25 protein-coding genes and 1 tRNA gene are annotated in these 26,940 nt (G+C 72.1%); 14 read left to right on the forward strand and 12 right to left on the reverse strand.

The annotated features are described in order from the left end of the window. The 7 genes from ACY34K_RS19140 to hutU form a co-directional block, all read right to left on the reverse strand. The coding region (locus ACY34K_RS19140) for a GNAT family N-acetyltransferase (RefSeq protein ID WP_462748593.1) at nucleotides 1-1,063 on the reverse strand (1,063 nt) is incomplete at its 3' end. Nucleotides 1,064-1,256: 193 nt separating this feature from the next. Continuing rightward, nucleotides 1,257-2,399: a CapA family protein gene (locus ACY34K_RS19145; protein ID WP_462748595.1), complete on the reverse strand. Its 1,143-nt coding sequence runs from the start codon at nucleotides 2,397-2,399 to the stop codon at nucleotides 1,257-1,259. Between the two features lie 179 nt (nucleotides 2,400-2,578). Then, a complete protein-coding gene (locus ACY34K_RS19150) occupies nucleotides 2,579-2,917 on the reverse strand; it encodes a hypothetical protein (protein ID WP_462748597.1) in 339 nt (112 codons plus the stop codon). A 79-nt stretch (nucleotides 2,918-2,996) separates the two neighbouring features. After that, nucleotides 2,997-4,166: an imidazolonepropionase gene (gene hutI, locus ACY34K_RS19155; protein ID WP_462748600.1), complete on the reverse strand. Its 1,170-nt coding sequence runs from the start codon at nucleotides 4,164-4,166 to the stop codon at nucleotides 2,997-2,999. A gap of 3 nt (nucleotides 4,167-4,169) precedes the next feature. Continuing rightward, nucleotides 4,170-5,507: a formimidoylglutamate deiminase gene (locus ACY34K_RS19160; protein ID WP_462748602.1), complete on the reverse strand. Its 1,338-nt coding sequence runs from the start codon at nucleotides 5,505-5,507 to the stop codon at nucleotides 4,170-4,172. After that, nucleotides 5,498-6,709, reverse strand: a complete 1,212-nt coding sequence (locus tag ACY34K_RS19165) for an allantoate amidohydrolase (RefSeq protein ID WP_462748604.1) — start codon at nucleotides 6,707-6,709, stop codon at nucleotides 5,498-5,500. Before ACY34K_RS19165 ends, ACY34K_RS19160 begins: the two co-directional genes overlap by 10 nt. Beyond that, nucleotides 6,706-8,370: a urocanate hydratase gene (gene hutU / locus ACY34K_RS19170; protein WP_462748606.1), complete on the reverse strand. Its 1,665-nt coding sequence runs from the start codon at nucleotides 8,368-8,370 to the stop codon at nucleotides 6,706-6,708. The genes ACY34K_RS19165 and hutU overlap by 4 nt, the downstream gene beginning before the upstream one ends. Nucleotides 8,371-8,493: 123 nt before the next feature. Here hutU and ACY34K_RS19175 point away from each other — a divergent pair, with 123 nt between their 5' ends. From ACY34K_RS19175 to ACY34K_RS19200, 6 genes are all read left to right on the forward strand, one after another. Beyond that, on the forward strand, nucleotides 8,494-9,813 hold the full coding sequence (locus tag ACY34K_RS19175) for a type III PLP-dependent enzyme domain-containing protein (RefSeq protein ID WP_462748608.1): 1,320 nt from the start codon (nucleotides 8,494-8,496) through the stop codon (nucleotides 9,811-9,813). Nucleotides 9,814-9,880: 67 nt separating this feature from the next. Next, nucleotides 9,881-11,239: an APC family permease gene (locus ACY34K_RS19180; protein WP_462748610.1), complete on the forward strand. Its 1,359-nt coding sequence runs from the start codon at nucleotides 9,881-9,883 to the stop codon at nucleotides 11,237-11,239. A gap of 212 nt (nucleotides 11,240-11,451) precedes the next feature. Continuing rightward, a complete protein-coding gene (locus tag ACY34K_RS19185) occupies nucleotides 11,452-11,850 on the forward strand; it encodes a roadblock/LC7 domain-containing protein (protein ID WP_462748611.1) in 399 nt (132 codons plus the stop codon). Continuing rightward, complete coding sequence (locus tag ACY34K_RS19190) at nucleotides 11,847-12,566, forward strand: transcriptional regulator (RefSeq protein ID WP_462748612.1); 720 nt, start codon at nucleotides 11,847-11,849, stop codon at nucleotides 12,564-12,566. Before ACY34K_RS19185 ends, ACY34K_RS19190 begins: the two co-directional genes overlap by 4 nt. Nucleotides 12,567-12,645: 79 nt before the next feature. Then, nucleotides 12,646-13,119, forward strand: coding sequence for a roadblock/LC7 domain-containing protein (locus ACY34K_RS19195; protein ID WP_462748614.1), 474 nt, complete (start codon nucleotides 12,646-12,648; stop codon nucleotides 13,117-13,119). A 5-nt stretch (nucleotides 13,120-13,124) separates the two neighbouring features. Beyond that, nucleotides 13,125-13,499, forward strand: a complete 375-nt coding sequence (locus ACY34K_RS19200; protein WP_462748616.1) for a hypothetical protein — start codon at nucleotides 13,125-13,127, stop codon at nucleotides 13,497-13,499. A 38-nt stretch (nucleotides 13,500-13,537) separates the two neighbouring features. On the opposite strand, the gene ACY34K_RS19205 is transcribed toward ACY34K_RS19200, so the two are convergent. Further along, complete coding sequence (locus ACY34K_RS19205) at nucleotides 13,538-14,374, reverse strand: MurR/RpiR family transcriptional regulator (RefSeq protein WP_462748619.1); 837 nt, start codon at nucleotides 14,372-14,374, stop codon at nucleotides 13,538-13,540. Between the two features lie 88 nt (nucleotides 14,375-14,462). Between ACY34K_RS19205 and ACY34K_RS19210 the strand changes: the two genes are divergently transcribed. Both ACY34K_RS19210 and ACY34K_RS19215 read left to right on the forward strand, forming a co-directional pair. Beyond that, on the forward strand, nucleotides 14,463-14,990 hold the full coding sequence (locus ACY34K_RS19210) for an N-acetyltransferase family protein (RefSeq protein ID WP_462748620.1): 528 nt from the start codon (nucleotides 14,463-14,465) through the stop codon (nucleotides 14,988-14,990). 41 nt (nucleotides 14,991-15,031) lie between these two features. Further along, nucleotides 15,032-15,442, forward strand: a complete 411-nt coding sequence (locus tag ACY34K_RS19215) for a hypothetical protein (RefSeq protein ID WP_462748622.1) — start codon at nucleotides 15,032-15,034, stop codon at nucleotides 15,440-15,442. Between the two features lie 517 nt (nucleotides 15,443-15,959). Here ACY34K_RS19215 and ACY34K_RS19220 read toward each other — a convergent pair. Further along, nucleotides 15,960-17,345: a cystathionine beta-synthase gene (locus ACY34K_RS19220; RefSeq protein WP_462748624.1), complete on the reverse strand. Its 1,386-nt coding sequence runs from the start codon at nucleotides 17,343-17,345 to the stop codon at nucleotides 15,960-15,962. A 116-nt stretch (nucleotides 17,346-17,461) separates the two neighbouring features. Between ACY34K_RS19220 and ACY34K_RS19225 the strand changes: the two genes are divergently transcribed. The 3 genes from ACY34K_RS19225 to ACY34K_RS19235 all read left to right on the forward strand — a co-directional run bounded on the left by ACY34K_RS19225 (nucleotide 17,462) and on the right by ACY34K_RS19235 (nucleotide 21,130). After that, the gene (locus ACY34K_RS19225) at nucleotides 17,462-18,463 is read left to right on the forward strand and encodes an SGNH/GDSL hydrolase family protein (protein ID WP_462748626.1); all 1,002 of its coding nucleotides are present in this window, start codon (nucleotides 17,462-17,464) and stop codon (nucleotides 18,461-18,463) included. A gap of 227 nt (nucleotides 18,464-18,690) precedes the next feature. Beyond that, on the forward strand, nucleotides 18,691-19,911 hold the full coding sequence (locus ACY34K_RS19230) for an acetyl-CoA C-acetyltransferase (RefSeq protein WP_462748627.1): 1,221 nt from the start codon (nucleotides 18,691-18,693) through the stop codon (nucleotides 19,909-19,911). Nucleotides 19,912-20,257: 346 nt separating this feature from the next. Then, nucleotides 20,258-21,130 carry a hypothetical protein gene (locus ACY34K_RS19235; RefSeq protein ID WP_462748810.1) on the forward strand — a complete coding sequence of 291 codons (873 nt, stop codon included), beginning with the start codon at nucleotides 20,258-20,260 and terminating at the stop codon, nucleotides 21,128-21,130. Between the two features lie 71 nt (nucleotides 21,131-21,201). On the opposite strand, the gene ACY34K_RS19240 is transcribed toward ACY34K_RS19235, so the two are convergent. Next, nucleotides 21,202-21,537, reverse strand: coding sequence for a hypothetical protein (locus ACY34K_RS19240; RefSeq protein ID WP_462748629.1), 336 nt, complete (start codon nucleotides 21,535-21,537; stop codon nucleotides 21,202-21,204). Nucleotides 21,538-21,636: 99 nt separating this feature from the next. On the opposite strand from ACY34K_RS19240, the gene ACY34K_RS19245 reads away from it, so the two are divergent. Further along, nucleotides 21,637-21,867 (forward strand): DUF4287 domain-containing protein, encoded by a 231-nt coding sequence (locus ACY34K_RS19245; RefSeq protein ID WP_462748631.1) that lies wholly within the window; start codon nucleotides 21,637-21,639, stop codon nucleotides 21,865-21,867. 94 nt (nucleotides 21,868-21,961) lie between these two features. On the opposite strand, the gene ACY34K_RS19250 is transcribed toward ACY34K_RS19245, so the two are convergent. Both ACY34K_RS19250 and ACY34K_RS19255 read right to left on the reverse strand, forming a co-directional pair. Then, nucleotides 21,962-22,858, reverse strand: coding sequence for a Bax inhibitor-1/YccA family protein (locus tag ACY34K_RS19250; RefSeq protein WP_462748632.1), 897 nt, complete (start codon nucleotides 22,856-22,858; stop codon nucleotides 21,962-21,964). A 143-nt stretch (nucleotides 22,859-23,001) separates the two neighbouring features. Continuing rightward, nucleotides 23,002-23,083: transfer RNA gene (locus ACY34K_RS19255), tRNA-Leu, on the reverse strand. Between the two features lie 420 nt (nucleotides 23,084-23,503). On the opposite strand from ACY34K_RS19255, the gene ACY34K_RS19260 reads away from it, so the two are divergent. Both ACY34K_RS19260 and ACY34K_RS19265 read left to right on the forward strand, forming a co-directional pair. After that, a complete protein-coding gene (locus ACY34K_RS19260) occupies nucleotides 23,504-24,274 on the forward strand; it encodes an ABC transporter ATP-binding protein (protein ID WP_462748633.1) in 771 nt (256 codons plus the stop codon). A 59-nt stretch (nucleotides 24,275-24,333) separates the two neighbouring features. Then, nucleotides 24,334-26,868, forward strand: a complete 2,535-nt coding sequence (locus tag ACY34K_RS19265; RefSeq protein ID WP_462748634.1) for an ABC transporter permease — start codon at nucleotides 24,334-24,336, stop codon at nucleotides 26,866-26,868. Nucleotides 26,869-26,940: the final 72 nt, after the last annotated feature.

Consider the following 26,940-nt stretch of genomic DNA (forward strand, 5'->3'; position numbering starts at 1 on the left):
GCAGGCGGCCGATCCCGCCCAGCGTGCGCTGGGCGTACCCCGCCAGGCGGGGGCGGTTGCGGACGTACGAGTGGGCGCGGCGGGCCGGCTCGCGACCGAGCCAGTACAGACCGGCGCGCACACCGGGCCGGACCGAGGAGCCTTCGTGCACGCGCAGTTCGCCGGTCTTGAGGGAGTCCTTGTACTCCGCCGCTCCACGCCCCAGGTCGAGCATGCCGATCCCCGCCCCCGCGGCCGCCTCGGCCATGCGCAGATGGAGGATCAGACCGGGCGAGTACTTGGCGTACCCGGGGTCGTAGGCCGGGAACCAGCAGGACAGGACGGTGCGGGAGCGCAGCCCGAAGTGGGCGGCCACCGGTTGCCCGCCGGTGTACAGCACGGACAGGAGGCCGGAGCAGCCCGGTTCGCGCAGTTCGTGCAGCCCGCGCACCAGGCCGCTGATCCAGTCCTGGGCGAACCGGTCCCGGCGGCCCGTCCTGCGGTACTGGGCGGACTTCCAGGCCATGAGCGTGCGCAGCGCGGCCGGGTCGCGCTCGTCGAAGACGAACCGCAGGGCGCCGCCGCAAGCGCGGTCGAGACGGCGTTCCTTGGCGAGGGTGGTCCGCAGGAACTTGGGCGACTGCGCGCGCAGCACCGCTTCGTACGCGGCGTATCCCTCGCCGACGTCGATGACGGGCACGGCGAACTCCTCCGCAGCGCCGGGGACGAATACGGCTTGTCCCGCTTCGAGGTTGTCGAACTCCCAGGCGGTGAGGCGGCAGGCCCGCAGCAGCTCTCCGGCACGGGTGGTCAGCCCGGGCCGGAGCACGATCCCCTGGCAGTCGGAGACGCCGAGCCCGATGGCCCGGCCGTGCCCCAACAGGCCCCTCTCGTAGGGGAAGAAGCCGACCGGGTCGCCGTCCTCCCGCAGCACGGCGACCCGCGCCCGGGGCCGTACACGGCCGACGGCGACGGTGAACTCCGGTTCCATGAACGGGTTGGCCGGGGCGCCGGACTTGGCGCGCCACTCCCGCCAGGCCTCGATCTCCCGCTGGTTGAGCTCGTCCGGCCTGACGACATGCATGCGTACAGCGCTCAACTCCGACCCCCCGGTCTCCCCCTGAGTCTTGCCGCTACAGGACGGTACCGGCCCAAATCCCGCCGGGACAGGGATACTCACCCATCTTGTGACCGATCCGTGAAGGAGTGTGAATGGTGATGATCATGTGATCAATGGGACAAGGCGGCCGTGATGGCGGCCTCGGCGTGCAGCCGCTTCATCGGCCCGGACTGTCACGGTCCCCGGCGCCCTCGTCCGACGCCACGAGCATGCCGTCGGGTGCCGGTACGATCCGTACGCCGAAGCCCCGGCTGACCCGGTCGAGCGTCGACCTCAGCCATTCCCGGTCCTCGCTCGGGGCGGGCCCGAGCCGCAGGCGCCGGGACCGCAGGGGCGCCATGCGCACCGCGGCGGGCCTGCGGGCCTCGGGGTCGACGGAGACGAGGAACAGCAGGCGCAGGTCGTCGCGGAAGTGCTCGTAGCCGGTGATGCCCTCGTAGTCGTCGATGAAGTCGCCGCAGCCGTAGAGGATCAGCCGGCCGCGATACCTCTCCAGGGGGCGGGGGTGGTGCGAGGAGTGCCCGTGGACCAGGTCGACGCCGGCGTCGACCAGCGCGTGCGCGAAGCGGATCTGGCCCCGGGGAACGCGGTAGCCCCAGTTGGAGCCCCAGTGGACGGACACGACCGCCACGTCGCCCGGCCGTTTCGCCTCGCGCACGCGGTCGGCGAGGGCCCTTGCCGCCTCGTACGTCGGCTCGGGGACGAAGGCGACGCCGGACAGGGCCTCGCGCGCGGCCCAGTCCGGCGGGATGCCGCTGGACTCCATGCCGAGGGCGAAGACGAGGACGCGTCCACCCCCGGACACGGGGACGGCGGCGGGCCGCCATGCCTCCTCGGCGTCGCGGCCGGCGCCCGCCGTCCGCAGCCCGGCGGCCGCCAGCGAGTCGAGGGTCTCGGTGAGGCCGCGGCGGCCGAAGTCCAGGACGTGGTTGTTGGCCAGGACACAGACGTCGGGGCGGGCGGCGGCCAGACAGGGCAGGTTGGCGGGGTGCATCCGGTAGTGCACCTCCTTGCCGGCCGCGAAGGAGTCGCAGCGGGTGACGCTGGTCTCCAGGTTGACCACCCGGGCGTCGGGGGCGGCCTCGTCGAGCAGCCGGAGTGCGTCGCCCCAGGGCCAGGTGAAGGGCACCGGGCGGGGGACGGGGCCGTTCACCGCCTCGGCCAGCTCCACATACGCGTGGGCGTCCCCGAGGTACTGCTCCCACAGGGCGGAATCACCGGGGTGGGGCAGGATCTGGTCCACCCCGCGGCCGAGCATCACATCGCCGCAGAGGGCCAGCGTCACCGCGTCCCGTGGCATGTCTCCACCCTAGGGCGTGTTTCGAACGGAGCGCCGCGAGCGTGCGTACGGGCACCCCCGGCCGGACGGGACCTTCGAAACACGCCCTGGGCCCGACGCGTGAGAACGCGGAACCGCCCCGGCCCTCCGCTGAGGGGGCCGGGGCGGCGCTGTGGGGGGAGTCGGTGGGTCTTGGGGGCTCAGTGGCCGAGCGGAACGCCCGCCGGCACGCCACCGAGCAGGCCGCCGAGCGGGCCGCCGGCGCCGAACACGCCGGCGACGGGGCCACCGCCGACCGGCAGCGGGGACGCCTGGCCGACGCGCTGGGGGGCCTTGCTGCCGCCGAGCGGGCTGCCCTGGGTGTTGAGGTCGGTCACCACGGGCGCGCCGACCGACGCGGGCCCGTCGGCGCCGCCCCCGACGGGCCCGAGGGGCGTGTCGATGGCGGCGGCCGGGACGGCCGCCGCCATGCTCGCGCCCGCGATGCCGGCGCAGACCGTGATCAGTCGGGTGGTGCGGGTGGTGGGTCGCATGCCCATGTGTCGCTCCTGGTGTGGGGGGATGTGCCCTGTGCAACGACGCCCGGCGCCCGACGACACGCCCCCCGACGACCGGGTTCTACAGCGCGCGCGCTCCCCCGCGCCAGACCGCCGCGACGAGCGGGACGCCCGGTCGGTAGGCCAGGTGGACGTGCGAGGGCGCGTTCAGGAGGGCGATGTCGGCGCGGGCGCCCGGGGAGAGCCGGCCGACGTCCGTGCGGCGCAGAGCCCGCGCGCCGCCTGCGGTGGCGGACCAGAGCGCCTCGTCCGGGGTCATACCCATGTCCCGGACCGCGAGGGCGATGCAGAAGGGCATGGACGAGGTGAAGGACGAGCCGGGGTTGCAGTCGGTGGACAGCGCGACCGTGACGCCCGCGTCGAGCAGGCGGCGGGCGTCGGGCCACTCGGCGCGGGTGGAGAACTCGGCGCCGGGGAGCAGGGTGGCGACCGTGTTGCCGCCGGCGAGCGCGTCGACGTCGGCCTGGGTGAGGTGGGTGCAGTGGTCGGCCGACGCGGCGTCGAGCTCGACGGCGAGCTGGACACCGGGCCCGTAGGACAGCTGATTGGCGTGGATGCGGGGGTGCAGGCCCCGCGCTTTGCCTGCGGTGAGGATCGCGCGGGCCTGGTCGCCGTCGAAGGCGCCCTTCTCGCAGAAGACGTCGATCCAGCGGGCGTGCGGGGCGCAGGCCTCCAGCATGGGGCCGGTGACGAGGTCGACGTATCCGGCGGGGTCGTCGGCGTAGTCCGGCGAGACGACGTGGGCGCCGAGGTAGGTCACCTCGTCGGTGTGACGGGCCGCGATGCGCAGGGCGCGGGCCTCGTCCTCGACGGTGAGGCCGTAGCCGGATTTGGTCTCGAAGGTGGTGGTGCCCTGGCCCAGGGCCTCGCGCAGGTAGTGCGTGAGGTTGGTCTCCAGCGTGGCGTCGTCGGCGGCGCGGGTCGCCGAGACGGTGGTGCGGATCCCACCGGCGGAGTAGGCGAGGCCGGACATGCGGGCGTTGAACTCGGCGGTGCGGTCGCCCGCGAAGACCAGATGGGAGTGCGAGTCCACGAACCCGGGGATCACGGCCCGGCCGCCGGCGTCGTACACCTCGTCGGCGGCGGGCGCGTCGGTCGCCGGACCGGCCCACGCCACGTGCTCGCCGTCGATGACGAGGGCGGCGTCGCGGATCAGGCCGAGGGGGCCGTCACCGAGCGCCGGGTCGTTGGTGACCAGGTTCGCGATGTTGGTGAGGACGGTGGTGGTCATGGGTCAGCTCCGGAGGGCGGCGATGGAGGCGGACAGGGCGGCCGGCACGTCCGGTATCGACACGTGGGCGCCGTCCCGGACCACCTCGCGTCCCCCGACCACGGTGTGGCGCACATCGGCCGCGGTGGCCGCGAAGACGGCCGTCTCGGCGGCGAGCCGCGGCAGCGGCCCCGCGGTGCGGACGGTGTCCAGGGCGATCGTCGCGAAGTCGGCGAGCGCCCCCTCCTCCAGGCGTCCCGCGTCGGGCCGGCCGAGGGCGGCGTGGCCGTCGGCGGTGGCGGCGCGCAGCAGCGCGGCAGCCGTCCAGTGGCCGCGGGTGCGGGAGCGGAGCCGCTCGTCGAGCTCCATGGCCCGGGCCTCTTCGAGCAGGTCGATGACGGCGTGGCTGTCGCTGCCGAGGGACAGCGGGGAGCCGGCGCGCTGGAGGGCGACGGCCGGGCCGATGCCGTCCGCGAGGTCGCGCTCGGTGGTGGGGCACATGCAGGTGCCGGTGGCCGAGGTGCCGAGGAGCGCGATGTCGTCGTCGGTGAGGTGGGTGTTGTGGACGCCCGTGGTGCGCGGGCCGAGGACGCCGTGGTCGGCGAGCAGCCGGGTCGGGGTGCGGCCGTGGGCGGCCAGGCAGGCGTCGTTCTCCGCGGTCTGCTCGGAGAGGTGGACGTGCAGGGGCGCCTCGCGGTCGGCGGCCCACTGGGCGACCGTGGCGAGCTGGTCGGCGGGGACGGCCCGGACGGAGTGGATGGCGGCGCCGATGCGGACGCCGTCGCTCTCCTTGAGCAGGGAGGCGCGCTCCGCCCAGGCTTCGGCCGTGCCGTCGGAGAAGCGCAGCTGGTGCCGGTCGGGCGCGGCGCCGAACCCGGAGGAGAGGTACGCCGTGTCGAGCAGGGTGATCCGGATGCCCGCCTCGCCGGCCGCGGCGATCAGCGCTTCGCCCATGGCGTTGGGGTCGGCGTAGGGGGCGCCGCCGGGCGCGTGGTGGAGGTAGTGGAACTCGCCGACCGCCGTGATGCCGGCCAGGGCCATCTCCGCGTACACGGCGCGGGCCAGCGCGAAGTAGCTGTCGGGGGTGAGCCGGGAGGCGACCTGGTACATCACCTCGCGCCAGGTCCAGAAGGTGCCGGAGCCGACCTGGACGGTGCCCCGCAGGGCCCGGTGGAAGGCGTGGCTGTGGGCGTTGGCGAGGCCGGGGACCGTCAGTCCGCGCAGGACGACGGCGCCCGGCGGAGGGGCGTCGGCCCCCTTGCGCACGGCGGTGATGCGGCCGTCGGTCACGTCGAGGGCGACGCCCGGTTCGACGACCGGGTCGAGCCAGGCGTGCTCCAGCCAGTACGTCGTCACCTGCACGCGAGGCCCTCCAGTACGTCGGCGAGTGCGCGGACCCCGGCCACGCAGTCGTCCTCGGCCGCGGACTCGGCCGGGGAGTGCGAGACGCCCGTGGGGTTGCGTACGAACAGCATGGCGGTCGGGACGGAGCCGGACAGGATGCCGGCGTCGTGTCCCGCGCCCGTGCCGAGGACCGGTACCTGGCCGCCGAGGATCTTGCCGAGCTCGTCGCGCAGGGCGTGCTCGAACTCCACGACCGGCGTGAAGGACTCGCGTACGACGGCGAGGTCGACGCCGTGCCGGGCGGCGGCCTCACGTGCGGCGGCCTCGACGGCGGCGATCACGGTGTCCAGGGTGCTCTGGTCGGCGGCGCGGGAGTCCAGCCAGCCGCGCACCAGCGACGGGATGGCGTTGACGCCGTTGGGCTCGACGGAGATCTTGCCGAAGGTGGCCACGGCGCCGGCCAGTTCGGCCTCGCGGCGGGCGGCCAGGACCGTCTCGGCGTAGCTGAGCATCGGGTCGCGCCGGTCGGCGAGCCGGGTGGTGCCGGCGTGGTTGGCCTCGCCGTGGAAGTCGTACCGCCAGCGGCCGTGCGGCCAGATGGCGGAGGCGATGCCGACCGCGTCGCCGGACAGGTCGAGGGCGCGGCCCTGCTCGACGTGGAGTTCGACGAACGCGCCGATGCGGGCGAGCCGCTCGGGGTCGGGGCCGATGGCGTCGGGGTCGTACCCGGCGGCCTCCATCGCCTGCGGCAGGCTGACGCCGTCGGCGTCGCGCAGCTCGAAGGCCTTCTCCTTCGTCAGCTGCCCGGCGGTGAGGCGGGAGCCGACGCAGGCGAGACCGAAGCGGGCTCCTTCCTCGTCGCCGAAGTTGACGATGGCGAGGGGCCGCCGGAACCGGACGCCGCGGGAACGGAGTTCGTCGAGGGCGGCGAACGCGGAGACGACGCCGAGGGGACCGTCGAAGGCCCCGCCGTCCGGGACGGAGTCCAGGTGCGAGCCGGTGACGACCGCGTCGCCGGCGGTGGGGTCGCCGAGCCAGGCCCACTGGTTGCCGTTCCGGTCGACCTCGTGGTTCAGCCGGCGGGCCTCGGCCTGCATCCGGAACCAGAGCCGGCAGTCGGCGTCCGCGCCGGTCCAGGCGTAGCGGCGGTAGCCGCCCGAGGCGTCGCTGTGGCCGATCGGCCGCAGCGACCGCCACATGGCGTGGAACGTCTCGCTCACGCGTCGTCACCCTCGCGCATCGGCACGCGGACGCCCTTGTCGTCGGCGACGTTCTCGGCGATGTCGTAGCCGGCGTCGACGTGGCGGATGACGCCCATGCCCGGGTCGTTGGTGAGCACGCGGCGGATCTTCTCGCCCGCCAGCGGGGTGCCGTCGGCGACCGTCACCTGTCCGGCGTGGAGGGAGCGGCCCATGCCGACGCCGCCGCCGTGGTGGAGGGAGACCCAGGAGGCACCGGAGGCGACGTTGACCATGGCGTTGAGGAGCGGCCAGTCGGCGATGGCGTCGGAGCCGTCGAGCATGGCCTCGGTCTCGCGGTACGGCGAGGCGACGGAGCCGCAGTCGAGGTGGTCGCGGCCGATGGCGAGCGGGGCGGCGAGCTCGCCGGAGGCGACCATGTCGTTGAAGCGCTCACCGGCGCGGTCGCGCTCGCCGTAGCCGAGCCAGCAGATGCGGGCGGGCAGGCCCTGGAAGTGGACGCGCTCGCCGGCCAGCTTGATCCAGCGGGCCAGGGACTCGTTCTCCGGGAAGAGGTCGAGGATCGCCCTGTCGGTCTTGGCGATGTCCTGCGGGTCGCCGGACAGGGCGGCCCAGCGGAAGGGGCCCTTGCCCTCGCAGAACAGCGGGCGGATGTAGGCGGGCACGAAGCCGGGGAAGGCGAAGGCCCGGTCGTACCCGGCCAGCTGCGCCTCGCCGCGGATGGAGTTGCCGTAGTCGAAGACCTCGGCGCCGGCGTCCATGAAGCCGACCATGGCCTCGACGTGACGGGCCATCGACTCGCGGGCGCGGGTGGTGAAACCGGCCGGGTCCTTGGCGGCGTAGGACGCCATGTCGTCGAAGTCGACGCCGACCGGCAGGTACGACAGCGGGTCGTGGGCGGAGGTCTGGTCGGTGACGATGTCGATCGGGGCGCCCTCGGCGAGCATCCGCGGGAGCAGCTCGGCGGCGTTGCCGAGGAGGCCGATGGACAGCGGCTTGCGGGCGTCGCGGGCCTCGGTGGCGAGCTGGAGGGCGTGGGCGAGGGAGTCGGCCTTCACGTCCAGGTACCGGTGCTCGATGCGGCGCTCGATGGCGCGCGGGTCGCAGTCGATGCAGATCGCGACGCCGTCGTTCATGGTCACGGCGAGCGGCTGGGCGCCGCCCATGCCGCCGAGTCCGGCGGTCAGGGTGATCGTCCCGGCGAGCGTGCCGTTGAACTTCTTGGCGGCGACGGCGGCGAAGGTCTCGTAGGTGCCCTGGAGGATGCCCTGGGTGCCGATGTAGATCCAGGAGCCGGCGGTCATTTGGCCGTACATGGTCAGGCCGAGCTGCTCCAGGCGCCGGAACTCCTCCCAGTTGGCCCAGTCGCCGACCAGGTTGGAGTTGGCGATCAGGACGCGCGGCGCCCACTCGTGGGTCTGCATGACGCCGACCGGGCGGCCGGACTGGACCAGCATGGTCTCGTCCTGCTTCAGGGTCCGCAGGGTACGGACCATCGCGTCGAAGGAGCGCCAGTCGCGGGCCGCCTTGCCGGTGCCGCCGTAGACGACGAGCTTGTCGGGGTGCTCGGCGACCTCGGGGTCGAGGTTGTTCTGCAGCATCCGCAGGGCGGCCTCCTGCTGCCATCCCAGGGCGCTCAGCTCGCTGCCGCGCGGGGCCCGTACGGGGCGGGGTCCTGACATGGGGGATGCCTCCTCGGATGCGATTGCAGATTCAGTTATTCACATCTTGGCGGGATGAATAGATGTAGTCAACGGCTGCGTCGCCGGACACCTGATGATTGGCTGACACACATGGCTTCCGTCATGACTTCGGACCGTCGCGATCACGCCGTACGAGCAGCAGTCGACCAAGCCCTCCTCACCGAGGCCCGGCCCGTGGCCGCCCTCCTGGACGTCGCGGGCATCCGCGCCTCGGCCGCCGCCCTGCGCGCCGCCTTCGCGGCCGTCACCGACGCCCCCGTCCTGCACGCCTTCGCCGTCAAGGCCTCCCCCCTGGTCCCCGTGCTGCGGCTGCTGCACGCGGAGGGGCTGGGCGCCGAGGTCGCGAGCCCCGGCGAGCTGGCCCTGGCCCGCGCCGCCGGCGTCGACCCCGGCGGCATCGTCCTCGACTCCCCCGCCAAGACCCCCGCCGAGCTGCGCGAGGCCCTCGCCCTCGGGATCGCCGTCAACGCCGACAACCCGCAGGAGCTCGACCGGATCGACGCACTCGTCCGGTCCGGGCCCCCCTCCTCGCCCCTCGGCCTGCGGGTGAACCCGCAGATCGGCGGCGGCACCATCGACGCCCTGTCCACCGCCACGCCCACGTCCAAGTTCGGCGTCGCCCTGCGCGACGAGGGCGCCCGCGCCCGGGTGATCCGCACCTTCCTCGACCGGCCCTGGCTGACCCGGCTGCACACCCACTCCGGATCACAGGGCGTCCCGCTCGCGCTGATGACCGCCGGGGTCCGGGCGGTGTACGAGCTCGCCGAGGAGATCAACGCCGCGGTCGGCCGACGGCAGATCGACACCATCGACATCGGCGGCGGCCTGGCGGTGAACTTCGCCTCCGACGAGGACACCCCGTCCTACGCCGCCTACGCCGAGGCGCTCGCCGCGGAGGTGCCCGGACTCTTCGACGGGCGGTACGGCCTGGTCACCGAGTTCGGCCGCTCGCTGCTGGCCCGGCACGGCACCGTCCTGGCCCGGGTGGAGTACACCAAGACCTCCGGCTCCCGGCCCATCGCGGTCACCCACGCGGGCGTCCAGGTCGCCACCCGCACCGTCTACGACCCCGCCTCCTGGCCGCTGCGGATCGCCGCGTACGACGCGAAGGGCCTGCCCAAACGAGGGCCGGCCGTCGACCAGGACGTGGCGGGACCGGCCTGCTTCGCCGGTGACCTGCTGGCCGTCAAACGCCCCCTGCCACTGCTCGAACCCGGCGACATCGTCGCCGCCCTCGACACCGGCGCCTACTACTTCGCCCACCACTACGCGTACAACTCTCTGGTCAGGCCGGGTGTGTACGGCTTCACCGGGCGGCCCGACGGCACGGTCCGGTTCGCCACCGTCCGGCCGCCGCAGACCGTCGCCGAGATCGTCAGCGAGGCAGGTGGCGGACACCCGGACGCGCTACTGGACGGCTGACGACGCATCACACCTGCCGCACCGGGCAGAACCTCCCCGTTACGTCCACGGACGGGGGAGGTTCCGCATGACCACCACCACCGAAGAACCCGCCCACGAACCGGCCGGGGAGCCCGCCCTCAAACGGGCCATCGGGCCGAAACTGCTGATCCTCTTCGTGATCGGCGACATCCTCGGCACCGGCATCTACGCCACCACCGGCAAGGTGGCCGGGAAGGTCGGCGGTGCCCTGTGGCTGCCGTTCGTGATCGGGTTCGTCGTCGCGATCCTGACGGCGGCGTCGTACGTCGAGCTCGTCGGTAAGTACCCCAAGGCGGCCGGCGCCGCCCTCTACACACAGAAGGCGTTCAAGGTCCCGTTCCTGACCTTCATCATCGCGTTCATGGTGATCTGCTCGGGCCTGTCGTCCGCCAGCGCCGCCGCGCGCGCCTTCAGCGGCGACTACTTCCAGGAGTTCACCGACGCCGTCCCGGCGACCCTCATCGCCATCCTCTTCGTCCTCGCCCTCGCCGCACTGGCGCTGCGCGGCGTGTCCGAGTCCGTGAAGACCAATGTCGTCCTCACCCTCGTGGAGCTCACCGGTCTGCTGGTCATCCTCTCGATCGGCGCCTGGGCGGTGATCACCGGCGAGGGGGAGCCGAGCCGGCTGGGCGAGTTCGAGGCGACCGGCGCCGGCTACGCCCTGATCACCAGCGTGCTGGGGGCCACGGCCCTCGGTTTCTTCGCGTTCGTCGGCTTCGAGGACTCGGTCAACATGGCCGAGGAGACCAAGGACCCGGTCCGCACCTTCCCGAAGGCGATCTTCACCGGTGTCGCCGTCACCGGCACGGTCTACGTCCTGGTCGCGCTCGTCTCCTCGCTGCTCGTCGAGTACACCGTGCTGGAGAAGTCCAGCGGTCCGCTGCTGGAGGTCGTCAAGGCCGGCGGGGTCGACTTCCCGCCGAAACTGTTCGCCGCGATCGCGCTCTTCGCGGTCACCAATTCGGCGCTGATCAACATCATGATGGCGTCCCGGCTCTGCTACGGCCTCGCCAACGAGAAGGTCCTGCCGCGCGCCATGGGCCGGGTCCTGCGCCGCCGCCGCACCCCCGTCAACGGGATCGTCTTCGCCACGCTGATCACCATCGGGCTGGTGTCCACCGGCGAGATCGAGGGGCTCGGCGACACCACCGCGTTCCTGCTGCTGTGCGTCTTCGCCGTGGTCAACATCGCCGTTCTGGTCCTGCGCCGCGACCGTGTCGCACACGAGCACTTCCGTACGCCGACGGTACTGCCGGTCCTCGGCGCCATCACGGCGATCATCCTGGCGAGCCCGCTCGCCGACCGTGCGGCGGACGTCTACATCCGCGCCGGGGTCCTGCTGGCCATCGGCATCGGACTGTGGGTGGTGAACAAACTCGTCCTGCGGGCCCGTCACGAGCAATGACCACCGCGGCGAACAGCCGCTCGCGGGCAGCCCACGAGCCCGGTCGTGCCTCTGCGCGGCCGGGCTTGTGCGTGGGGACCTTATCCGTGCGGAGGCATGTTCCACCGGAAAATGCCAGAACTCCCATCAGCGGAAGGAACGTTGAGTAACCTCCTCGTCACTGACGCGACTTGCGTAACGGGGAACGGGGAATTTTGGGGAGGGGAGCCCGCGTGCCCGGAATCGACGAGTGCCTGCTCGAAGTCATGGCCCTGCCGGGCGCGCGAGGGGCGGCCCTGGTCGACTGGACGAGCGGACTCGCACTCGGCACCGCCGGCCAGTCCCCGGTGGGCGATCATGAGACGACCGCCGCGGAGACGTCCGAACTGGCCCGCGCCGCCGCCGAGTACGAGTCGTTCGCCCATGACGAGGAGCCGGGCGACTTACCCAAGGGCCCTCCCGTCGAGGACGTCATCGTCACCACGCGTACGGGATATCACGTCCTGCGGTTCGTGGAGACCACGTTTGACAGCAGCGTCTTCCTCCACCTCTGGCTCGACCGCTCCACCGGCAATCTCGCCCTCGCCCGGCTCCGGCTGCGGGAGCTCGCCGAACGGCTGGTCCTGACATGAGCGCACCGACCGCAATCCGGGCGACCGGGTCCGTCGTCTCCCCCATGCTGCTGCGGCTCGCCGAGGAACGCGCCACCGGCGCCCTGCTGCGCGACCACGGCACGCTGTACCTGGTCGACGGCCGGATCGTGCACGCCGAGAGCCCCGTCGCCCCCGGCCTCGACGTACTGCTGACCGGCGGCGGCCGCCGGCCCCGCCGCCAGGTCGGCGACGGCGAGCTGGAGATCTGCCACCTGGGCGCGCTGTTCGACGCCGCGTTCTTCGCCCTCACCCCGGGCAGCCGCCCGGCCCGCTTCCGGTACGGCGTGATGCCGTGGAACGGCCCGGTCCGCCCGGTGACCGCGGTGGACGTCGAACGGGAGACCCTGCGCCGGCGCGAGCTGCTCGACAGCGTGTGGCCCTACCCGGCCGTCGACACCGCGCCCGTGGTCCCCCGCTCCGCCGCCCCCGGCCAGACCGTCACGGTCCGCCAGCGCGGGCTGCTCGCCCACGCCGACGGCCTGCGCACCCCGGCCGAACTGGCCTGGTCGCTGGGCCGCCCGGCCTTCCACACGCTCCTGGACATCCGGCGGCTGGCCGCGGCCGGGCTCGTCGAGACGCCGTACGAGCCGGTCCCGGTCGCGCCGCCACCGGTCCCGTCCTGGGTCGCCGACATCGCCGACCCCGACATCGCCCTTCTCCGCCGGCTCCGTGACGCTCTGGAGGCCCACCTGTGACCACCCGCCGTACGCCGTCGTTCCATACGACGCCGTCATGAGGCGCGCCCTGCGACAGCGCGCCGAAAGGAGACAGCTGATGACGGCCGAAGCCGAGGTGCTCGGCGAGCTGAGGCGGCTACGGGCCCGCGTCCCGCAGCTCACCGGGGCACTCGCGGCCAGTTCCGACGGCCTCGTCCTCGCCAGGGACACGGTCGACGACGGCGCGGAGGGCATCGCCGCGCTCACGGCGGCCGCCCTCGGAGTCGCTGTCCGGCTCACCGACGCCACCGGCCAGGGCGGCTTCCGCGAGCTGCTGGTCCGGGGCGAGCAGGGCTATGTCGCGACCTACGCGGCAGGCGGCTCGGCCGTCCTCACCCTGCTCGCGGAGTCCCGGATCAACGTCGGCCGGCTCCATCTGGAGGCCCGGCGGTCCAGCGCGCGGATCGGCGAGCTGGTCGACGGCGCCCTCGAACGGGCCCGGCGGGCCGACCCGGCGCCCTCGTCCGCGCCCCCTCTTCCGTCCCACCCCCCACTGCAACAGAGACAGCCCATCCACCAGAAGGAAGCGTGACTCTCATGGCGAACACCGAGATGGCCCTCAAGGAAGCGACGACCGTGGTCGACGGCGCCATCGGCGCCGCGCTGGTCGACTACACCAGCGGTATGGCCCTCGGCACCATCGGCGGCGGCAAGGACCTCGACCTGACGGTCGCCGCCGCGGGCAACACCGACGTCGTCCGCGCCAAGGTGCGCACGATGGAAATGCTCGGCATCAAGGAGGAGATCGAGGACATCCTGATCACCCTGGGCACGCAGTACCACCTGATCCGCCTGCTCAAAGGCCGGGGCACGAACGGCCTGTTCCTGTACCTGGCGCTCGACAAGGAGCGGGCGAACCTGGCGATGGCCCGTCACCAGCTGCGGAAGATCGAGGCCGAGCTGGAAGTCTGACAGACGCCCGGCGGGCGGCGGGCGCCGCCCGCCGGGCGTCACTCCACGAACAGCCCGCGCGCCGCCGCGGCCGCGTCGAACTCCTCCAGGCGGGCCTGGGCGTCGGGAAGGTCGTCGCACATGGCCTCCAGCAGCACCCGGCCCAGCAGCATCGGGGCGCAGGCCGTGTCGAAGGCGAGCCCCGTCCCCACGGCGGCCGGGATGAGCAGGTCGCTGTGTTTGGCGACGGGCGCGAACGCCGAGTCGGCGACCGTCACCACGGTCAGCCCCGCGTCCCCGGCGTACGCGAGCGCCTCGACGACCTCCCTGGGGTGCCGGGGCAGCGCGAAGCACAGCAGCACGGTGGCACCGGCCCGAACGGCGGCGTCGATCCGGTCGGTGAGCATGGTGCCGCCCTCGTCGAGCAGCCGCACGTCCGGGTGCACCTTGGCGGCGAAGTACGCGAAGCCGCGCGCCTGCGACGAGGCGGCCCGCAGTCCGAGGACGGGCAGCGGCCGGGACGAGGCGAGCAGTCGCCCCGCCTGTTCCACGGGCGCCGGGTCGGCGAGCAGTTCGGCGAGATGGCGCAGGTTCTCGATCTCGGCGTGGACGGCCTGCTGGTACTCGTTGAACTCCGAGGCACCCTCGGCCGGTTCGGCCGGTGCCACCTCGCGCAGATGCCGGCGCAGCGCCGGATAGCCGTCGAAGCCGAGCGCCACGGCGAACCGCGTCACGGACGGCTGGCTGACCCCGGCCAGCTCGGCGAGCTCCACACTGGACAGGAACGGCACGTCGGCGGCGCGGCGCACCATCGAATGGGCGATACGGCGCTGGGTCGGTGTCAGCCGGTGCCCCTCGAAGAGCGCCTGCAGGCGTGCGGCGGGGCTGTCGCTCATACCGTCCCCCTCCTCCTATTCAGTCATCCAGAACTCTGCATGACGATATGCAGGCCGGGCAAGCGGAACGGGCGACTAGGGTGCGGTGATGACCAGACTTCGTGAGATGCGCGAGTCCGACATCGACGCCGTGGCCGCCCTGCGGGTGAGGGGCTGGCGCGCGGCGTACGCCGGCGTCGTTCCGCAGGCGTACCTGGACGGGATGTCCCCCGAGCGGGACGCCGAGCGACGCAGGGAGGGCTTCACCGCGTCCCGCGGGGAGGTCACGGACCTGGTGGCCGTCGGCGAGGACGACGTCCCGGTCGGCTGGGGCTGCTTCGGCCCCTACCGCGGCGTGATCAACGCCCCCGCGCCGGGCGAGCTCTACGCCCTCTACGTCGAGCCCGCCCTGAGGGGCGGAGGAGTCGGCCGGGCTCTGCTCGACGCGGTCCACGGCCACCCCGCGGCGAGACGGTTCGCCACCCTCTACCTGTGGGTCCTGCGCGACAACGCCCGCGCCCGGCGGTTCTACGCGGCGGCCGGCTACACGGCGGACGGCGCGGTGGAGAGCGAGCTGTACGACGGGACGGCCGTCCCCGAGCTGCGCTACCGGCGCCCCACGGGGATGGGGGGTTAGCCCCACTGACACGCGCCCGCGCCCTTCGTACCGTGACGGTCATGGAAGACACGGAGCTGAAGAAGGACCTCGATGCCACCCTCCGGGCGCGGCAGGAGCTGGGCACGGAGTACGAGTCGGCCCTCATCGAGTCGTTCCTGGAGAAGCTCGACCAGCGTCTGGACGGCGCGGTCGACCGCCGCGTCCGCCGCCAGGTGGCCGAGCACCAACTGGTCGTCGCCCGGGGCGGCCGCCCGCCGGCCCGTCCGGGCGAGGAGCACTTCTTCGAGCGCTTCGGTTTCGCCCTGCTCACCCTGCTCCTCGCGATCCCCCTCTCCGCGATCGGCGTGGCCAACGCGGGCCTGGAGGGCCTGATCGTGACATGGCTCGGCATTGTCGGCGTGAACGCGGTCCACGCCCTGCACGCGACCCGCCGCGCCCGGCGGACGAAGCCCTCCGGCTGGGATTCCTGACCGCGCCGAGGGGTGCGCTCGGCCTCCCGGCCCAGGGCGATGCGCTGGGGTTCCCGGCCCAGGTCGGTGCGCTGGGGTTCCCCCAGGGGCGGTCCGTGAGAGAGCCGAAGGGGCGCGGGCGTGTCGAAAGGGAGAACGCGCACAGGTTCCGAGGAACGAGGAACCGAGCGGGGGCACCTCCCACGCCCGCAGGGCGTAGGGGGAGGTCGACCGTCGACACGGCCAACAGGCGCCCCGGTGGGGGTCCCCCGGCGGAGCCAGGGGGAGAACGAACGCAAAAAGAAGAGGCGGGGACCGCCGCACCCCCGTTGCCGGGGGGCGGGACGACGGCGGTCCCCGCGGGGGACACGGGCCCGGGTCAGGGCCGGTCTCCGCGTCCGTGGTGTCGGTGGAGGTCCGGGAGCCGCTCCGGATTCCTTGGCGCCGACACCTCATACGGTGCCTGATGCGTGTTAAGCGGGTGCTGCCGGTACATGACGTGCTCGTACCGATTGGGCGAAGCCCCGTTTCGCGACGGCTACTTGCCCTCCGCCGCGAGGAAGGCGAGCAGGTCCTGGCGGCTGACGACGCCGGTCGGCTTGCCTTCGACGAGGACGATGGCCGCGTCGGCGGAGCCGAGTACGGACATCAGGTCGGCGACGGGCTCGCCGGAGCCGACCTGCGGCAGCGGCGGGGACATGTGCTTCTCGAGCGGGTCGCCGAGCGAGGCGCGCTGGGTGAACAGCGCGTCGAGGAGCTCGCGTTCGACGACGGAGCCGACGACCTCCGCGGCCATGACGTCGGGGTGGCCGGCGCCGGGCTTGACGATGGGCATCTGCGAGACGCCGTACTCGCGCAGGACCTCGATGGCCTGGCCGACGGTCTCCTCGGGGTGCATGTGCACCAGGTTCGGGATGCCGCCCTCCTTGCGGTTGAGGACGTCTCCGACGCTGGCGGAGGGGCCCGCGTCCTCCAGGAAGCCGTAGTCGGCCATCCACTCGTCGTTGAAGATCTTGGAGAGGTAGCCGCGGCCGCTGTCGGGCAGCAGGACGACGACCACGTCGTCGGGGCCGAGGCCCTCGGCGACCTTCAGGGCGGCGACGACCGCCATGCCGCAGGAGCCGCCGACGAGGAGGCCTTCCTCCTTGGCGAGGCGCCGGGTCATCTGGAAGGAGTCCTTGTCGGACACCGCGACGATCTCGTCGGTGACATTCTGGTCGTAGGCGGTGGGCCAGAAGTCCTCGCCGACGCCCTCGACGAGGTAGGGCCGCCCGGAGCCGCCGGAGTAGACCGAGCCCTCGGGGTCGGCGCCGACGATGCGGACCTTCCCGTCGCTGATCTCCTTCAGGTACCGGCCGGTGCCGGAGATGGTGCCACCGGTGCCGACGCCGGCGACGAAGTGGGTGATCTTCCCCTCCGTCTGTTCCCACAGCTCGGGACCGGTCGTCTCGTAGTGCGAGCGCGGGTTGTTCGGGTTGGAGTACTGGTCGGGCTTCCAGGCACCCGGGGTCTCACGGACCAGCCGGTCGGAGACGTTGTAGTACGAGTCCGGGTGCTCGGGGTCCACCGCGGTGGGGCAGACGACGACCTCGGCCCCGTACGCCCGCAGGACGTTGATCTTGTCGGTCGACACCTTGTCGGGGCAGACGAAGATGCACTTGTAGCCCTTCTGCTGGGCGACGATCGCGAGGCCGACTCCGGTGTTGCCGGAAGTGGGCTCGACGATCGTGCCGCCGGGCTTGAGCGCACCGCTCTGCTCGGCCGCCTCGATCATGCGCAGGGCGATGCGGTCCTTGACCGAACCGCCGGGGTTGAAGTACTCGACCTTGGCCAGGACGGTGGCCTGAATGCCCGCGGTCACACTGTTGAGCTTCACCAGCGGGGTGTTGCCGACGAGGCTGATCATCGAGTCGTGGTATTGCACCGTATTCTCCGGGGTCTCCGTAATGGTGCCGCCAGCGTATGCGTAGTCGGAGGCGGTTATGGGGCAGTTAGCTCTTAGTACGGCTTCGGGACGGCTACGAGGAGGTGACTGCCCCCATGTCGAGGGCGAGGGTGGCACGGCGGATCGCCGCGGGTGCGGCGTACGGGGGCGGGAGCATCGGCCTGCTGGGAGCGGCGGCGGCCGGGGTGCTGCTCGCGGAGGTGCAGTTGGCGAAGCGGTCGGTGGGCGGCGGTGTCGCGCCCCTGCCACCGGCCGCGGACGGACTGTACGGCCGGGCCTTCGAGGGGGCGGAGCCGTTGCGACTCGTCCTGCTGGGTGATTCTACGGCGGCCGGACAGGGGGTGCGGCGCGCGGGCCAGACACCGGGGGCGCTCCTCGCGTCCGGCCTGGCGGCGGTCGCGGAGCGCCCCGTGGAACTGCGGAACGTGGCCCTTCCGGGGGCCCGCTCGGACGATCTGGAGCGGCAGGTCTCGCTGCTCCTGGCGCATCCGGGGCCGGTCCCGGACGTCTGCGTGATCATGATCGGGGCCAACGACGTGACGCACCGGATGTCGGCGACGCAGTCGGTGCGGTATCTGGCGACGGCGGTGCGCCGGCTCCGTACGGCAGGTTCAGAGATCGTGGTGGGCACGTGTCCGGACCTGGGCACGATCGAGCCGGTCTACCAGCCGTTGCGGTGGCTGGCGCGGCGGGCGTCGCGGCAGCTGGCGGCGGCGCAGACGATCGTGGTGGTGGAGCAGGGCGGCCGGACGGTGTCGCTGGGTGATCTGCTGGGCCCCGAGTTCGAGGCGAATCCGCGCGAGATGTTCGGCGCGGACAATTACCACCCGTCGGCCGAGGGGTACGCGACGGCGGCGATGGCGGTGCTGCCGACGGTGTGCGCGGTGCTGGGCGTGTGGCCGGAGGAGGAGCGCCTGGAGGCGGACCGCAGGGAGGGCATGCTGCCGGTGGCGAAGGCGGCCGCGGAGGCGGCGAACGAGGCGGGCACGGAGGTCACGGGCGCCCGTGCCCCGTGGGCGCTGCTGAAGCACCGCAGGCGCCGCCGTCTGCCGTCCCCCGCCCCCAGCCCGGCCCCGCTGCCGGACGCCCACTCCTAGGCCGCCCTGTGCGGTTCCGCGCCGCCCTGGCGGGTCTGTGCACGGCCTGGCCGGGGGGTAGCGGGCCCGATTCCGGGAAGGGGGCCGGTGGGAGAGGGCACCGTCAGGGCTGAGCGAGCGCTTAGAAATGCGGTCCGCATCACATGCCCCGGCCGGTGACCTCGGCGATACGTACGGGTAACTTCCCTCTCAGTTCTGCCTTTCACCCGCCTTCCCCTGGAGCCGTGATGCCCGAAGCCGTGATCGTCTCTGCCGCCCGATCCCCCATCGGCCGGGCCTTCAAGGGCTCGCTGAAGGACCTGCGCCCGGACGACCTGACCGCGACGATCGTCCAGGCCGCGCTCGCCAAGGTCCCCGAGCTCGACCCGCGCGACATCGACGACCTCATGCTGGGCTGTGGTCTGCCCGGCGGCGAGCAGGGGCACAACCTCGGCCGGATCGTCGCCGTGCAGATGGGCATGGACCACCTGCCCGGCTGCACCGTCACCCGGTACTGCTCCTCCTCGCTGCAGACCTCCCGCATGGCCCTGCACGCGATCAAGGCCGGCGAGGGCGACGTCTTCGTCTCCGCGGGCGTCGAGATGGTCTCCCGCAGCGTCAAGGGGACGAGCGACGGGCTGCCGGACACGCACAACCCGCTGTTCGCCGAGGCCGAGGCCCGTACCGCGGCCCGCGCGGAGCAGACCGGCACGGACTGGCACGACCCGCGCGAGGACGGCCTGGTCCCGGACGCGTACATCGCGATGGGCCAGACCGCCGAGAACCTGGCCCGCCTCAAGGGCGTCACCCGCCAGGACATGGACGAGTTCGGCGTGCGGTCCCAGAACCTCGCCGAGGAGGCCATCAAGAACGGCTTCTGGGAGCGCGAGATCACCCCGGTGACGCTGCCCGACGGCACGGTCGTCAGCAAGGACGACGGCCCCCGCGCGGGCGTCTCGCTGGAGGGCGTGCAGGGCCTCAAGCCGGTCTTCCGCCCCGACGGCCTGGTCACCGCGGGCAACTGCTGCCCGCTCAACGACGGTGCCGCCGCGCTCGTGATCATGTCCGACACCAAGGCGCGTGAGCTCGGCCTGACCCCGCTGGCGCGGATCGTCTCGACCGGGGTCTCCGGCCTGTCCCCCGAGATCATGGGCCTCGGCCCGGTCGAGGCCTCCAAGCAGGCGCTGCGCCGCGCCGGGCTGACCATCGACGACATCGACCTCGTGGAGATCAACGAGGCGTTCGCCGCGCAGGTCATCCCGTCCTACCGGGACCTGAACATCCCGCTGGAGAAGCTGAACGTCAACGGCGGCGCCATCGCCGTCGGCCACCCCTTCGGCATGACCGGCGCCCGCATCACCGGCACCCTGATCAACAGCCTCCAGTTCCACGACAAGCAGTTCGGCCTGGAGACCATGTGCGTCGGCGGCGGCCAGGGCATGGCCATGGTCATCGAGCGGCTGAGCTGAGCTGTAGCGGAGGGTAGGGGCCGCCCGAGGCACGAGGGCGGCACCTGCCCGCAGCGGTAGCGAGGCCAAACGCGACCAGAAGAGGCGAGCGGCTGAGCTGAGCCGCAGCGGAGGTGCGGTCTTCAACCCCGCCGCATCCCAGCCGTGACCGAATCTCCCCCAGGATGTGACCTATCTCCCGGGGGAGATTCGTTTTCGCAGGTCAGGCCCACAATGGGGGTAAACCCAGGGTTGAAAGAGCTGTCCAATTCGTGACGTAATGCACTGACACCGGGCACGACCGCCCCGCAAGCTGATGTAGGAAGTCGGGGGACCGATTGAATCCGGGAGTAAGTCAGTGAGCGCAATGTCTGTCGCCCTGCTGCTGACCACGGCCGCCGCCACGGCCGTGGGCGCCGCTGCCCTGCACGCCGCCCATGGGCTCCGCAAGCAGATCGTCGCCCTGCGCAACGAGCTCGCCGCCGACCGCGCGGCCGCCGTCGCCGCGTCCGGCGCCACCGTGCCGCACGCCCGCGGGGTCTCCTCGACCGAGGACATACGCGCCGCGGTCGCCGAGGCCCTGGCCGAGGAGCGGGAGCGCGAGCTGGCCGAGGCGCGCGCGTTCTGGGCGGCCCAGGAGGCTCGTGACGCGGCCGACGCGCCCAGCTCGCTGCTGGGCGGGCTGCCCGGGCTGGCCGGCCCCGGTGAGGACGGCCCCTTCTTCGTCCCGCGCCAGGCGGACCTGGTGGGTCTGGAGTCGATGGACCCGGACGCCGAACTCGGTGACTACGCCGACGATCTCGACGCCCTCGCCGAGCTGCCCGACCTGCCCGGATCCGGCGAGTTCGCCGAGGACTCCCCCGAGCTGGCCGCGGCCCGCCGCCGCCACCCCTCCCACCCGGACTTCGTGCCGGTGCAGACGCCGGTCGTCACCGACCACGAGCGCACGGTGGCCCGCCTGGAGGAGCTCGCGGCGACCCGCACGGCCCTCACCGACGTGCGCCCCGGTCCGCTCGGCACGCTCGACGTGTACGTCTTCGCCGACGGCACCACGCTCTGTATGACGCCCGGGCACCGCGAGACCGCGGAGCGCCTCGCGGCGGCGCTGCGGAACGGTGACACGCCGGTCCTGCTGGGCGGCTCCGGTGTCTCCGGCGCGTACGCCCTGACGTTCTCCTGCGGCGGCGCCGACGGCGAGAACGTCTACATCCTCGCCGACCGGGTCATTGCTTCGCTGTAGGGCGAGTTTCGAAAGTCCCGTCCGCCCGGGCCGGTCCGCCCGTCGACGCCCCGGGGGCGGACGACGCCCCTTCACGCTCGCGCCCTGGCCTCCGCCCGCCGTACCGCCTCCACGGCCTCGTCCAGCTCCCGCCGGTGACCGGCGGAGCCGGCCGGGGCCGTTCGCAGAACTTCGGCCAGATCGTTCCCGGCGACCACCAGTTGGTCGGCGACCGTGAAGACCCCCGCGTCGGGCATCGTCCGCGGCGGCTCCCCGGGGGTTTCCAGCCGCTGGGCGCGCAGCGCCAACTCCCTGGCCAGCGCCAGGCCTTCGGCCGCGGCACCGCGCTGCAGCCGGCTCTGCGGGGCGGCCCTGAGCCGGTCGGCGAAGCGCTCCACCGCGGTGGTCAGTTCAGTCGTATCGAGCACCCGGCGACCTTATGTGGCGCGACGGCACTGTTGCCAATACGCGAACACTCAGGCACGGTGACGTGAAGGAGCACACGCGCAAAGCGTCCGGAGGCGCCGATGTCCCAAGTCTTCTCCGAAGAGACCCATCGAAATCTGCTCTCCCGTATCCCCCATTGCACCGGTCGTGAAGTGGCCGACTGGCTTCGCACCGTCGAGGAAGGCCCCTCCCTCCTCCGCTTCGAGGAGAAGGTGAGCTGGCTCCGGGGCGAACACGACCTCGCGTACGGGCACGCCAAAGCGATCATCCATGAGTACGACCTGAGGCGAGCCGCGCGGAAGCTGCTCTGACGACGGACGTCACCCAACGGGGAAGGCCCCGCCCGGCGGAAGCCGGACGGGGCCTTCGTGCACGCGTGGTGCCTGGCGATCGGTCTGCCTGGCGTCAGTCGTCGCCCTGCAGGATCGAGATCAGCCGCAGGAACTCCAGGTAGATCCAGACGAGCGTCATGGTGAGGCCGAAGGCCGCCAGCCAGGATTCCTCGCGGGGAGCGCCGTAGGTGATGCCGTCCTCGACCTGCTTGAAGTCCAGGGCGAGGAAGCAGGCACCGAGGATGATGCCGATGATGCCGAACATGATGCCGAGGCCGCCGCTGCGGAAGCCGAGGCCGTCACCGCCGCCGAAGATCGCGAACAGCGCGTTCACGGCCATCAGCAGCACGAAGCCGATCGCGGCCGCCATCACGAAGCCGTAGAAGCGGCGGGTGACGCGGATCCAGCGCATCTTGTACGCGATGAGCACACCGGCGAAGACCGCCATGGTGCCGAGCACGGCCTGCGGGACGGCACCCGCGGCGACGTACGTCGACACGGCGCTGGAGATCACGCCGAGGAAGACGCCCTCGAAGGCCGCGTACCCCAGGATCAGGGCCGGCGAGGCCTTGCTCTTGAAGGCCTGGATCATCGCGAGGACGAAGGCGACCAGGGCCGCGCCGACGGCGATGCCGTACGACTTGTTGATGTTCGCCGGGTCGACCGGCAGCAGGAACCAGGCCAGCGTGGCGGTGACGAAGACCGTGCCGAGCGTGATCGCGGTGCGCGACACGACGTCGTCGATGGTCATCGCGCCGGCGCGGGCCGGCGCCTGCGGCGGGGCGCCCACCTGGGCGTCCTGCGCGGCGTACGGGTTGGTGGCGTACGGGTTCTGCTGCGCGTACGGGTTCTGCGCGTACGGGTTCGTTCCAGCGGCGGGGCCCCCGGCCTGCTGCTGCGCGTTGAAGCCCGCGTAGCCGTTGTCGCGGCTGAACCCCCGTCGCGAGAAGACCGGGTTGCTGCTCCTCATCTCACTCCTCCATGGCCGCCGTGCGCGGCCTTGAGGACAAGAGTAATGGGGGAGCAAAAGAAACACCCTAGTGCTCGGGGAGGATCTTTCCGCGGCCGTGCCGGCCGACGCGTGGGACCGCTCCCGGCGGAGCGGTCGGTGAGTGCCCGGAGCCGGACTCGAACCGGCACGGCCCGAAGGCCAGCGAGGTTTAAGCTCGCCGTGTCTGCATTCCACCATCCGGGCCTGTCGCGCGGCTCCGCGTTGGCACATGAGCCTATCCGGGCGCGTCCCCCGAACAGCGGAACGGTGTCGCGATGTTGTCTTATTTTATTGACGTCTGAGGGTGCGTCAGTGCAGGTAAGGGGCGGTGCGGGGCAGTCGCGCAAGGGTCGCGGCCGCAAAGACCTTCGCGAGGGAATGACGAAAACTCGTCGTGTCGCGGGCGCGCGCGAACGCCCCTCGCGCCCCCTCTTCCGCGCCGTTCCGCTCCCGGCCCGGCCCTCAGGGATGCCGTCATACCTCAGGAGGAGGGGCAGGCCCCCCGGTCCGACTCCAGGCTGCCCCCGGAACGGGCATGCGGACGGACGCCCGGGACCCCGGGCGGCGCCCACGATGGTGAGGTCCTCGCAACGACGCCCCCGAACGGCTGACAGGAGCCCCCTCGTGACCACCACTCCCACCGCTTACCGCGCCACCGCGGTGGCCGCCCGCGCCACGGATCTCTCCAAGGTCTACGGACACGGCGAGACCCAGGTGGTCGCCCTCGACCGCGTCACCGTGGACTTCCACCAGGGTGAGTTCACCGCGATCATGGGCCCGTCCGGTTCCGGGAAGTCGACCCTGATGCACTGCGTCGCCGGCCTCGACAGCTTCAGCGGTGGCTCCGTGCGCATCGGGGACACCGAGCTCGGCACCCTGAAGGACAAGCAGCTCACCCAGCTGCGCCGCGACAAGATCGGCTTCATCTTCCAGGCGTTCAACCTGCTCCCGACGCTGACCGCGCAGGAGAACATCACCCTCCCGATGGACATAGCGGGCCGCCGCCCCGACAAGGAGTGGGTGCGCAAGGTCATCGACATGGTGGGCCTGTCCGGCCGTCTCGGGCACCGCCCGAACCAGCTCTCCGGCGGCCAGCAGCAGCGCGTCGCCGTGGCCCGCGCCCTCGCCTCCCGCCCCGAGATCATCTTCGGCGACGAGCCCACCGGAAACCTGGACTCCCGCTCGGGCGCCGAGGTGCTCGGCTTCCTGCGCAATTCCGTACGCGAACTCGGACAGACCGTCGTGATGGTGACCCACGACCCGGTCGCCGCGTCCTACGCGGACCGTGTGATCTTCCTCGCGGACGGGCGGATCGTCGACGAGATGCTGCGCCCGACGGCGGACGGCGTGCTCGACCGGATGAAGGAGTTCGACGCCAAGGGCCGTACGAGCTGACCCGCGCCCCGGCCCTCCGACCTCCTTCCGGACCCCACCACCAGGACTGACACCTCACCATGTTCAAAACCGCCTTGCGCAATGTGCTCGCGCACAAGGCCAGGCTGCTGATGACCGTGCTCGCCGTGATGCTCGGCGTGGCGTTCGTCTCCGGCACCCTGGTCTTCTCCGACACCCTCTCCCAGGCCTTCCGCAAGCAGTCCGCCAAGGGATACGACGACATCGCCGTCGGCATCACCTCGTACGGCGTCCCGGGCGGCGACGGCAAGCAGGCCCCGGGCGTCCCGGCCGCGACCGTCGACAAGATCGGCAGGCTGGACGGCGTCGCCGACGCGGCCGGTCGCGTGGGCGGCTTCGCCGGGGTCGCCGACCCCAGCGGCAAGCTGATCGGCGACGGCTGGAGCAACAAGGGCACCAACTACTCCCCCGGCAAGGACGGCAAGGACGAGCGCTACTCGTTCGTCGACGGCGTCGGCCCGGCGAAGGCCGGGGACATCGCCCTCGACAAGGACACGGCCGCCGAGGGCAAGTACCGGGTCGGTGACACCGTGCGCGTCGCCACCAACGGCCCGGTGAAGGAGTACAGGCTCTCCGGCGTCTTCACCACCGACGACGGAGCCGTGAGCGCGGGCGGCAGCCTCGTCCTCTTCGACACCTCCGTCGCCCAGAAGCTCTACCTCCAGCCGGGCTTCTTCCAGGACGTCACGGTCACCGCGGTGCCCGGCGCCTCGGCCGACACGATCCTCGGCCAGGTCCGGCCGCTGCTCGCCGACGACGTCGAGGCCAAGACCGGCGCGGCACTGGCCGCTGAGGAGGCCGAGATGATCGACAGCGGTCTGAGCGGCCTGAAGCAGATGCTGCTCGCGTTCGCCGCGATCGCGCTCTTCGTCGGTGTCTTCCTGATCTCCAACACCTTCACCATGCTGGTCGCGCAGCGCACCAAGGAACTCGCCCTGATGCGTGCCGTGGGTGCCTCGCGCCGGCAGATCACCCGCTCCGTGCTGGTCGAGGCACTGGTGGTCGGCGCCGTGGCCTCGGCGGTCGGCCTGGCCCTCGGTCTCGGGCTGGCGGTGGGCCTGCGTTCCGGCATGAACGCCTTCGACCTGAAGGTCCCGGACGGCCCCCTGATCGTCTCGCCGACCGCGATCGTCTCCGCGATCGCCGTGGGCGTCCTGGTCACCGTCATCGCCGCCTACCTGCCCGGCCGCCGCGCCGCCAAGATCCCGCCGGTCGCCGCGATGGGCAGCGTCCACGCCGTGGCGACGACGAAGTCCCTGGTGGTGCGCAACACCATCGGCGCTGTCGTCACCCTGATCGGCGCGGCCGGCATCCTGGCCGGCGCCGCCATGGGCAAGGACGGCAAGTGGGTCATCGCCGGCGGCGCGTTCCTCGCGCTGATCGGTCTGATCATCCTGATCCCGCTGCTGTCGCGCCCGGTCATCGCGCTCGTGCGCCCGCTGCTGGTCAAGGTGTTCGGGGTGGCAGGCAAGCTGTCGGCGCAGAACGCGGTGCGCAACCCGCGCCGCACCGGTGCCACGGCCTCCGCGCTCGCCATCGGCCTCACCCTGGTCACCGGCCTGTCGGTGCTCGGCATCTCGATGGGCCAGGCGATCGAGAAGTCCACCACGGACAACGTCAGGGCCGACTACATGGTCCAGATGGCCGCCGAGGGCATGAACCTCGACAAGTCGGCGCTGGCCGCCGTGGCCAAGGCCAAGGGGGTCGAGGCGGTCTCGCCGCAGCAGGACTCGTACTTCGAACTGGGCGGTGTGGACCGCTCGGTGTCCGGTGTGACCCCGGGTGCCGTCGAGAAGGTCATGAACATCAAGGTCGTCGACGGCTCCCTGGCCTCGCTCGCCCAGGGCCGGATCGCCGTGGAGCGGGAGACGGCCAAGGGCAAGGGCTGGAAGACCGGCGACACCCTCCCGGTGAAGTACGCGGACGGCAAGACGGGCAAGCTGACCATTGGCGCCACGTACGAGAAGAACGACCTCCTCTCGACCGTCACGGCCCCGCTGTCGGTGCTCGAACCGCACGACACCCACGCGTACATGCCGCAGATCTTCGTGAAGATGACCGGCGGTGAGACCCCGGCCAACGAGCAGGCCCTGGTCGACGCCCTCGGTCAGAACCCGGCCATCAAGGTCATGGACAAGCAGGACATCAAGGATATGTACGGCGGCATGATCAACATGACGCTGAACATCATGTACGGCCTGCTGGCGATGGCACTGATCATCGCGGTGCTGGGTGTCGTCAACACCCTCGCGATGTCGGTCTTCGAGCGCCAGCAGGAGATCGGGATGCTGCGGGCGATCGGTCTGGACCGCCGCCGGGTCAAGCGCATGATCCGCCTGGAGGCCGTGGTGATCTCGGTCTTCGGCGCCCTCGTCGGCGTGGCCATGGGCATGTTCCTCGGCTGGGCCATCGGCCAGACCGTCAAGGGCTCCATTCCGAACTACGCGCTGGTGATCCCGTGGGACCGGATCGGGATCTTCCTGGTGCTGGCCGGTCTGGTGGGCGTGCTCGCGGCGATGTGGCCGGCGCGCAGCGCGGCGAAGCTGAACATGCTCAGCGCGATCAAGGCCGAGTAGGCCCCCACGGCGGAAGGGCCGGGCTCCCCGTTCGGGAGCCCGGCCCTTCCGTGTGCGAGCGGACCGGCCTCG

The organism is Streptomyces sp. STAM6 (assembly GCF_054963715.1).

Bases quoted from the DNA above. Each gene is read 5' to 3' on its own strand.
- ACY34K_RS19145 (WP_462748595.1), bottom strand. From the start codon at position 2,399: ATGCCACGGGACGCGGTGACGCTGGCCCTCTGCGGCGATGTGATGCTC.
- ACY34K_RS19150 (WP_462748597.1), bottom strand. From the start codon at position 2,917: ATGGGCATGCGACCCACCACCCGCACCACCCGACTGATCACGGTCTGC.
- hutI (WP_462748600.1), bottom strand. From the start codon at position 4,166: ATGACCACCACCGTCCTCACCAACATCGCGAACCTGGTCACCAACGAC.
- hutU (WP_462748606.1), bottom strand. From the start codon at position 8,370: ATGTCAGGACCCCGCCCCGTACGGGCCCCGCGCGGCAGCGAGCTGAGC.
- ACY34K_RS19175 (WP_462748608.1), top strand. From the start codon at position 8,494: ATGACTTCGGACCGTCGCGATCACGCCGTACGAGCAGCAGTCGACCAA.
- ACY34K_RS19180 (WP_462748610.1), top strand. From the start codon at position 9,881: ATGACCACCACCACCGAAGAACCCGCCCACGAACCGGCCGGGGAGCCC.
- ACY34K_RS19190 (WP_462748612.1), top strand. From the start codon at position 11,847: ATGAGCGCACCGACCGCAATCCGGGCGACCGGGTCCGTCGTCTCCCCC.
- ACY34K_RS19195 (WP_462748614.1), top strand. From the start codon at position 12,646: ATGACGGCCGAAGCCGAGGTGCTCGGCGAGCTGAGGCGGCTACGGGCC.
- ACY34K_RS19200 (WP_462748616.1), top strand. From the start codon at position 13,125: ATGGCGAACACCGAGATGGCCCTCAAGGAAGCGACGACCGTGGTCGAC.
- ACY34K_RS19205 (WP_462748619.1), bottom strand. From the start codon at position 14,374: ATGAGCGACAGCCCCGCCGCACGCCTGCAGGCGCTCTTCGAGGGGCAC.
- ACY34K_RS19210 (WP_462748620.1), top strand. From the start codon at position 14,463: ATGACCAGACTTCGTGAGATGCGCGAGTCCGACATCGACGCCGTGGCC.
- ACY34K_RS19215 (WP_462748622.1), top strand. From the start codon at position 15,032: ATGGAAGACACGGAGCTGAAGAAGGACCTCGATGCCACCCTCCGGGCG.
- ACY34K_RS19225 (WP_462748626.1), top strand. From the start codon at position 17,462: ATGTCGAGGGCGAGGGTGGCACGGCGGATCGCCGCGGGTGCGGCGTAC.
- ACY34K_RS19230 (WP_462748627.1), top strand. From the start codon at position 18,691: ATGCCCGAAGCCGTGATCGTCTCTGCCGCCCGATCCCCCATCGGCCGG.
- ACY34K_RS19235 (WP_462748810.1), top strand. From the start codon at position 20,258: ATGTCTGTCGCCCTGCTGCTGACCACGGCCGCCGCCACGGCCGTGGGC.
- ACY34K_RS19245 (WP_462748631.1), top strand. From the start codon at position 21,637: ATGTCCCAAGTCTTCTCCGAAGAGACCCATCGAAATCTGCTCTCCCGT.
- ACY34K_RS19250 (WP_462748632.1), bottom strand. From the start codon at position 22,858: ATGAGGAGCAGCAACCCGGTCTTCTCGCGACGGGGGTTCAGCCGCGAC.
- ACY34K_RS19265 (WP_462748634.1), top strand. From the start codon at position 24,334: ATGTTCAAAACCGCCTTGCGCAATGTGCTCGCGCACAAGGCCAGGCTG.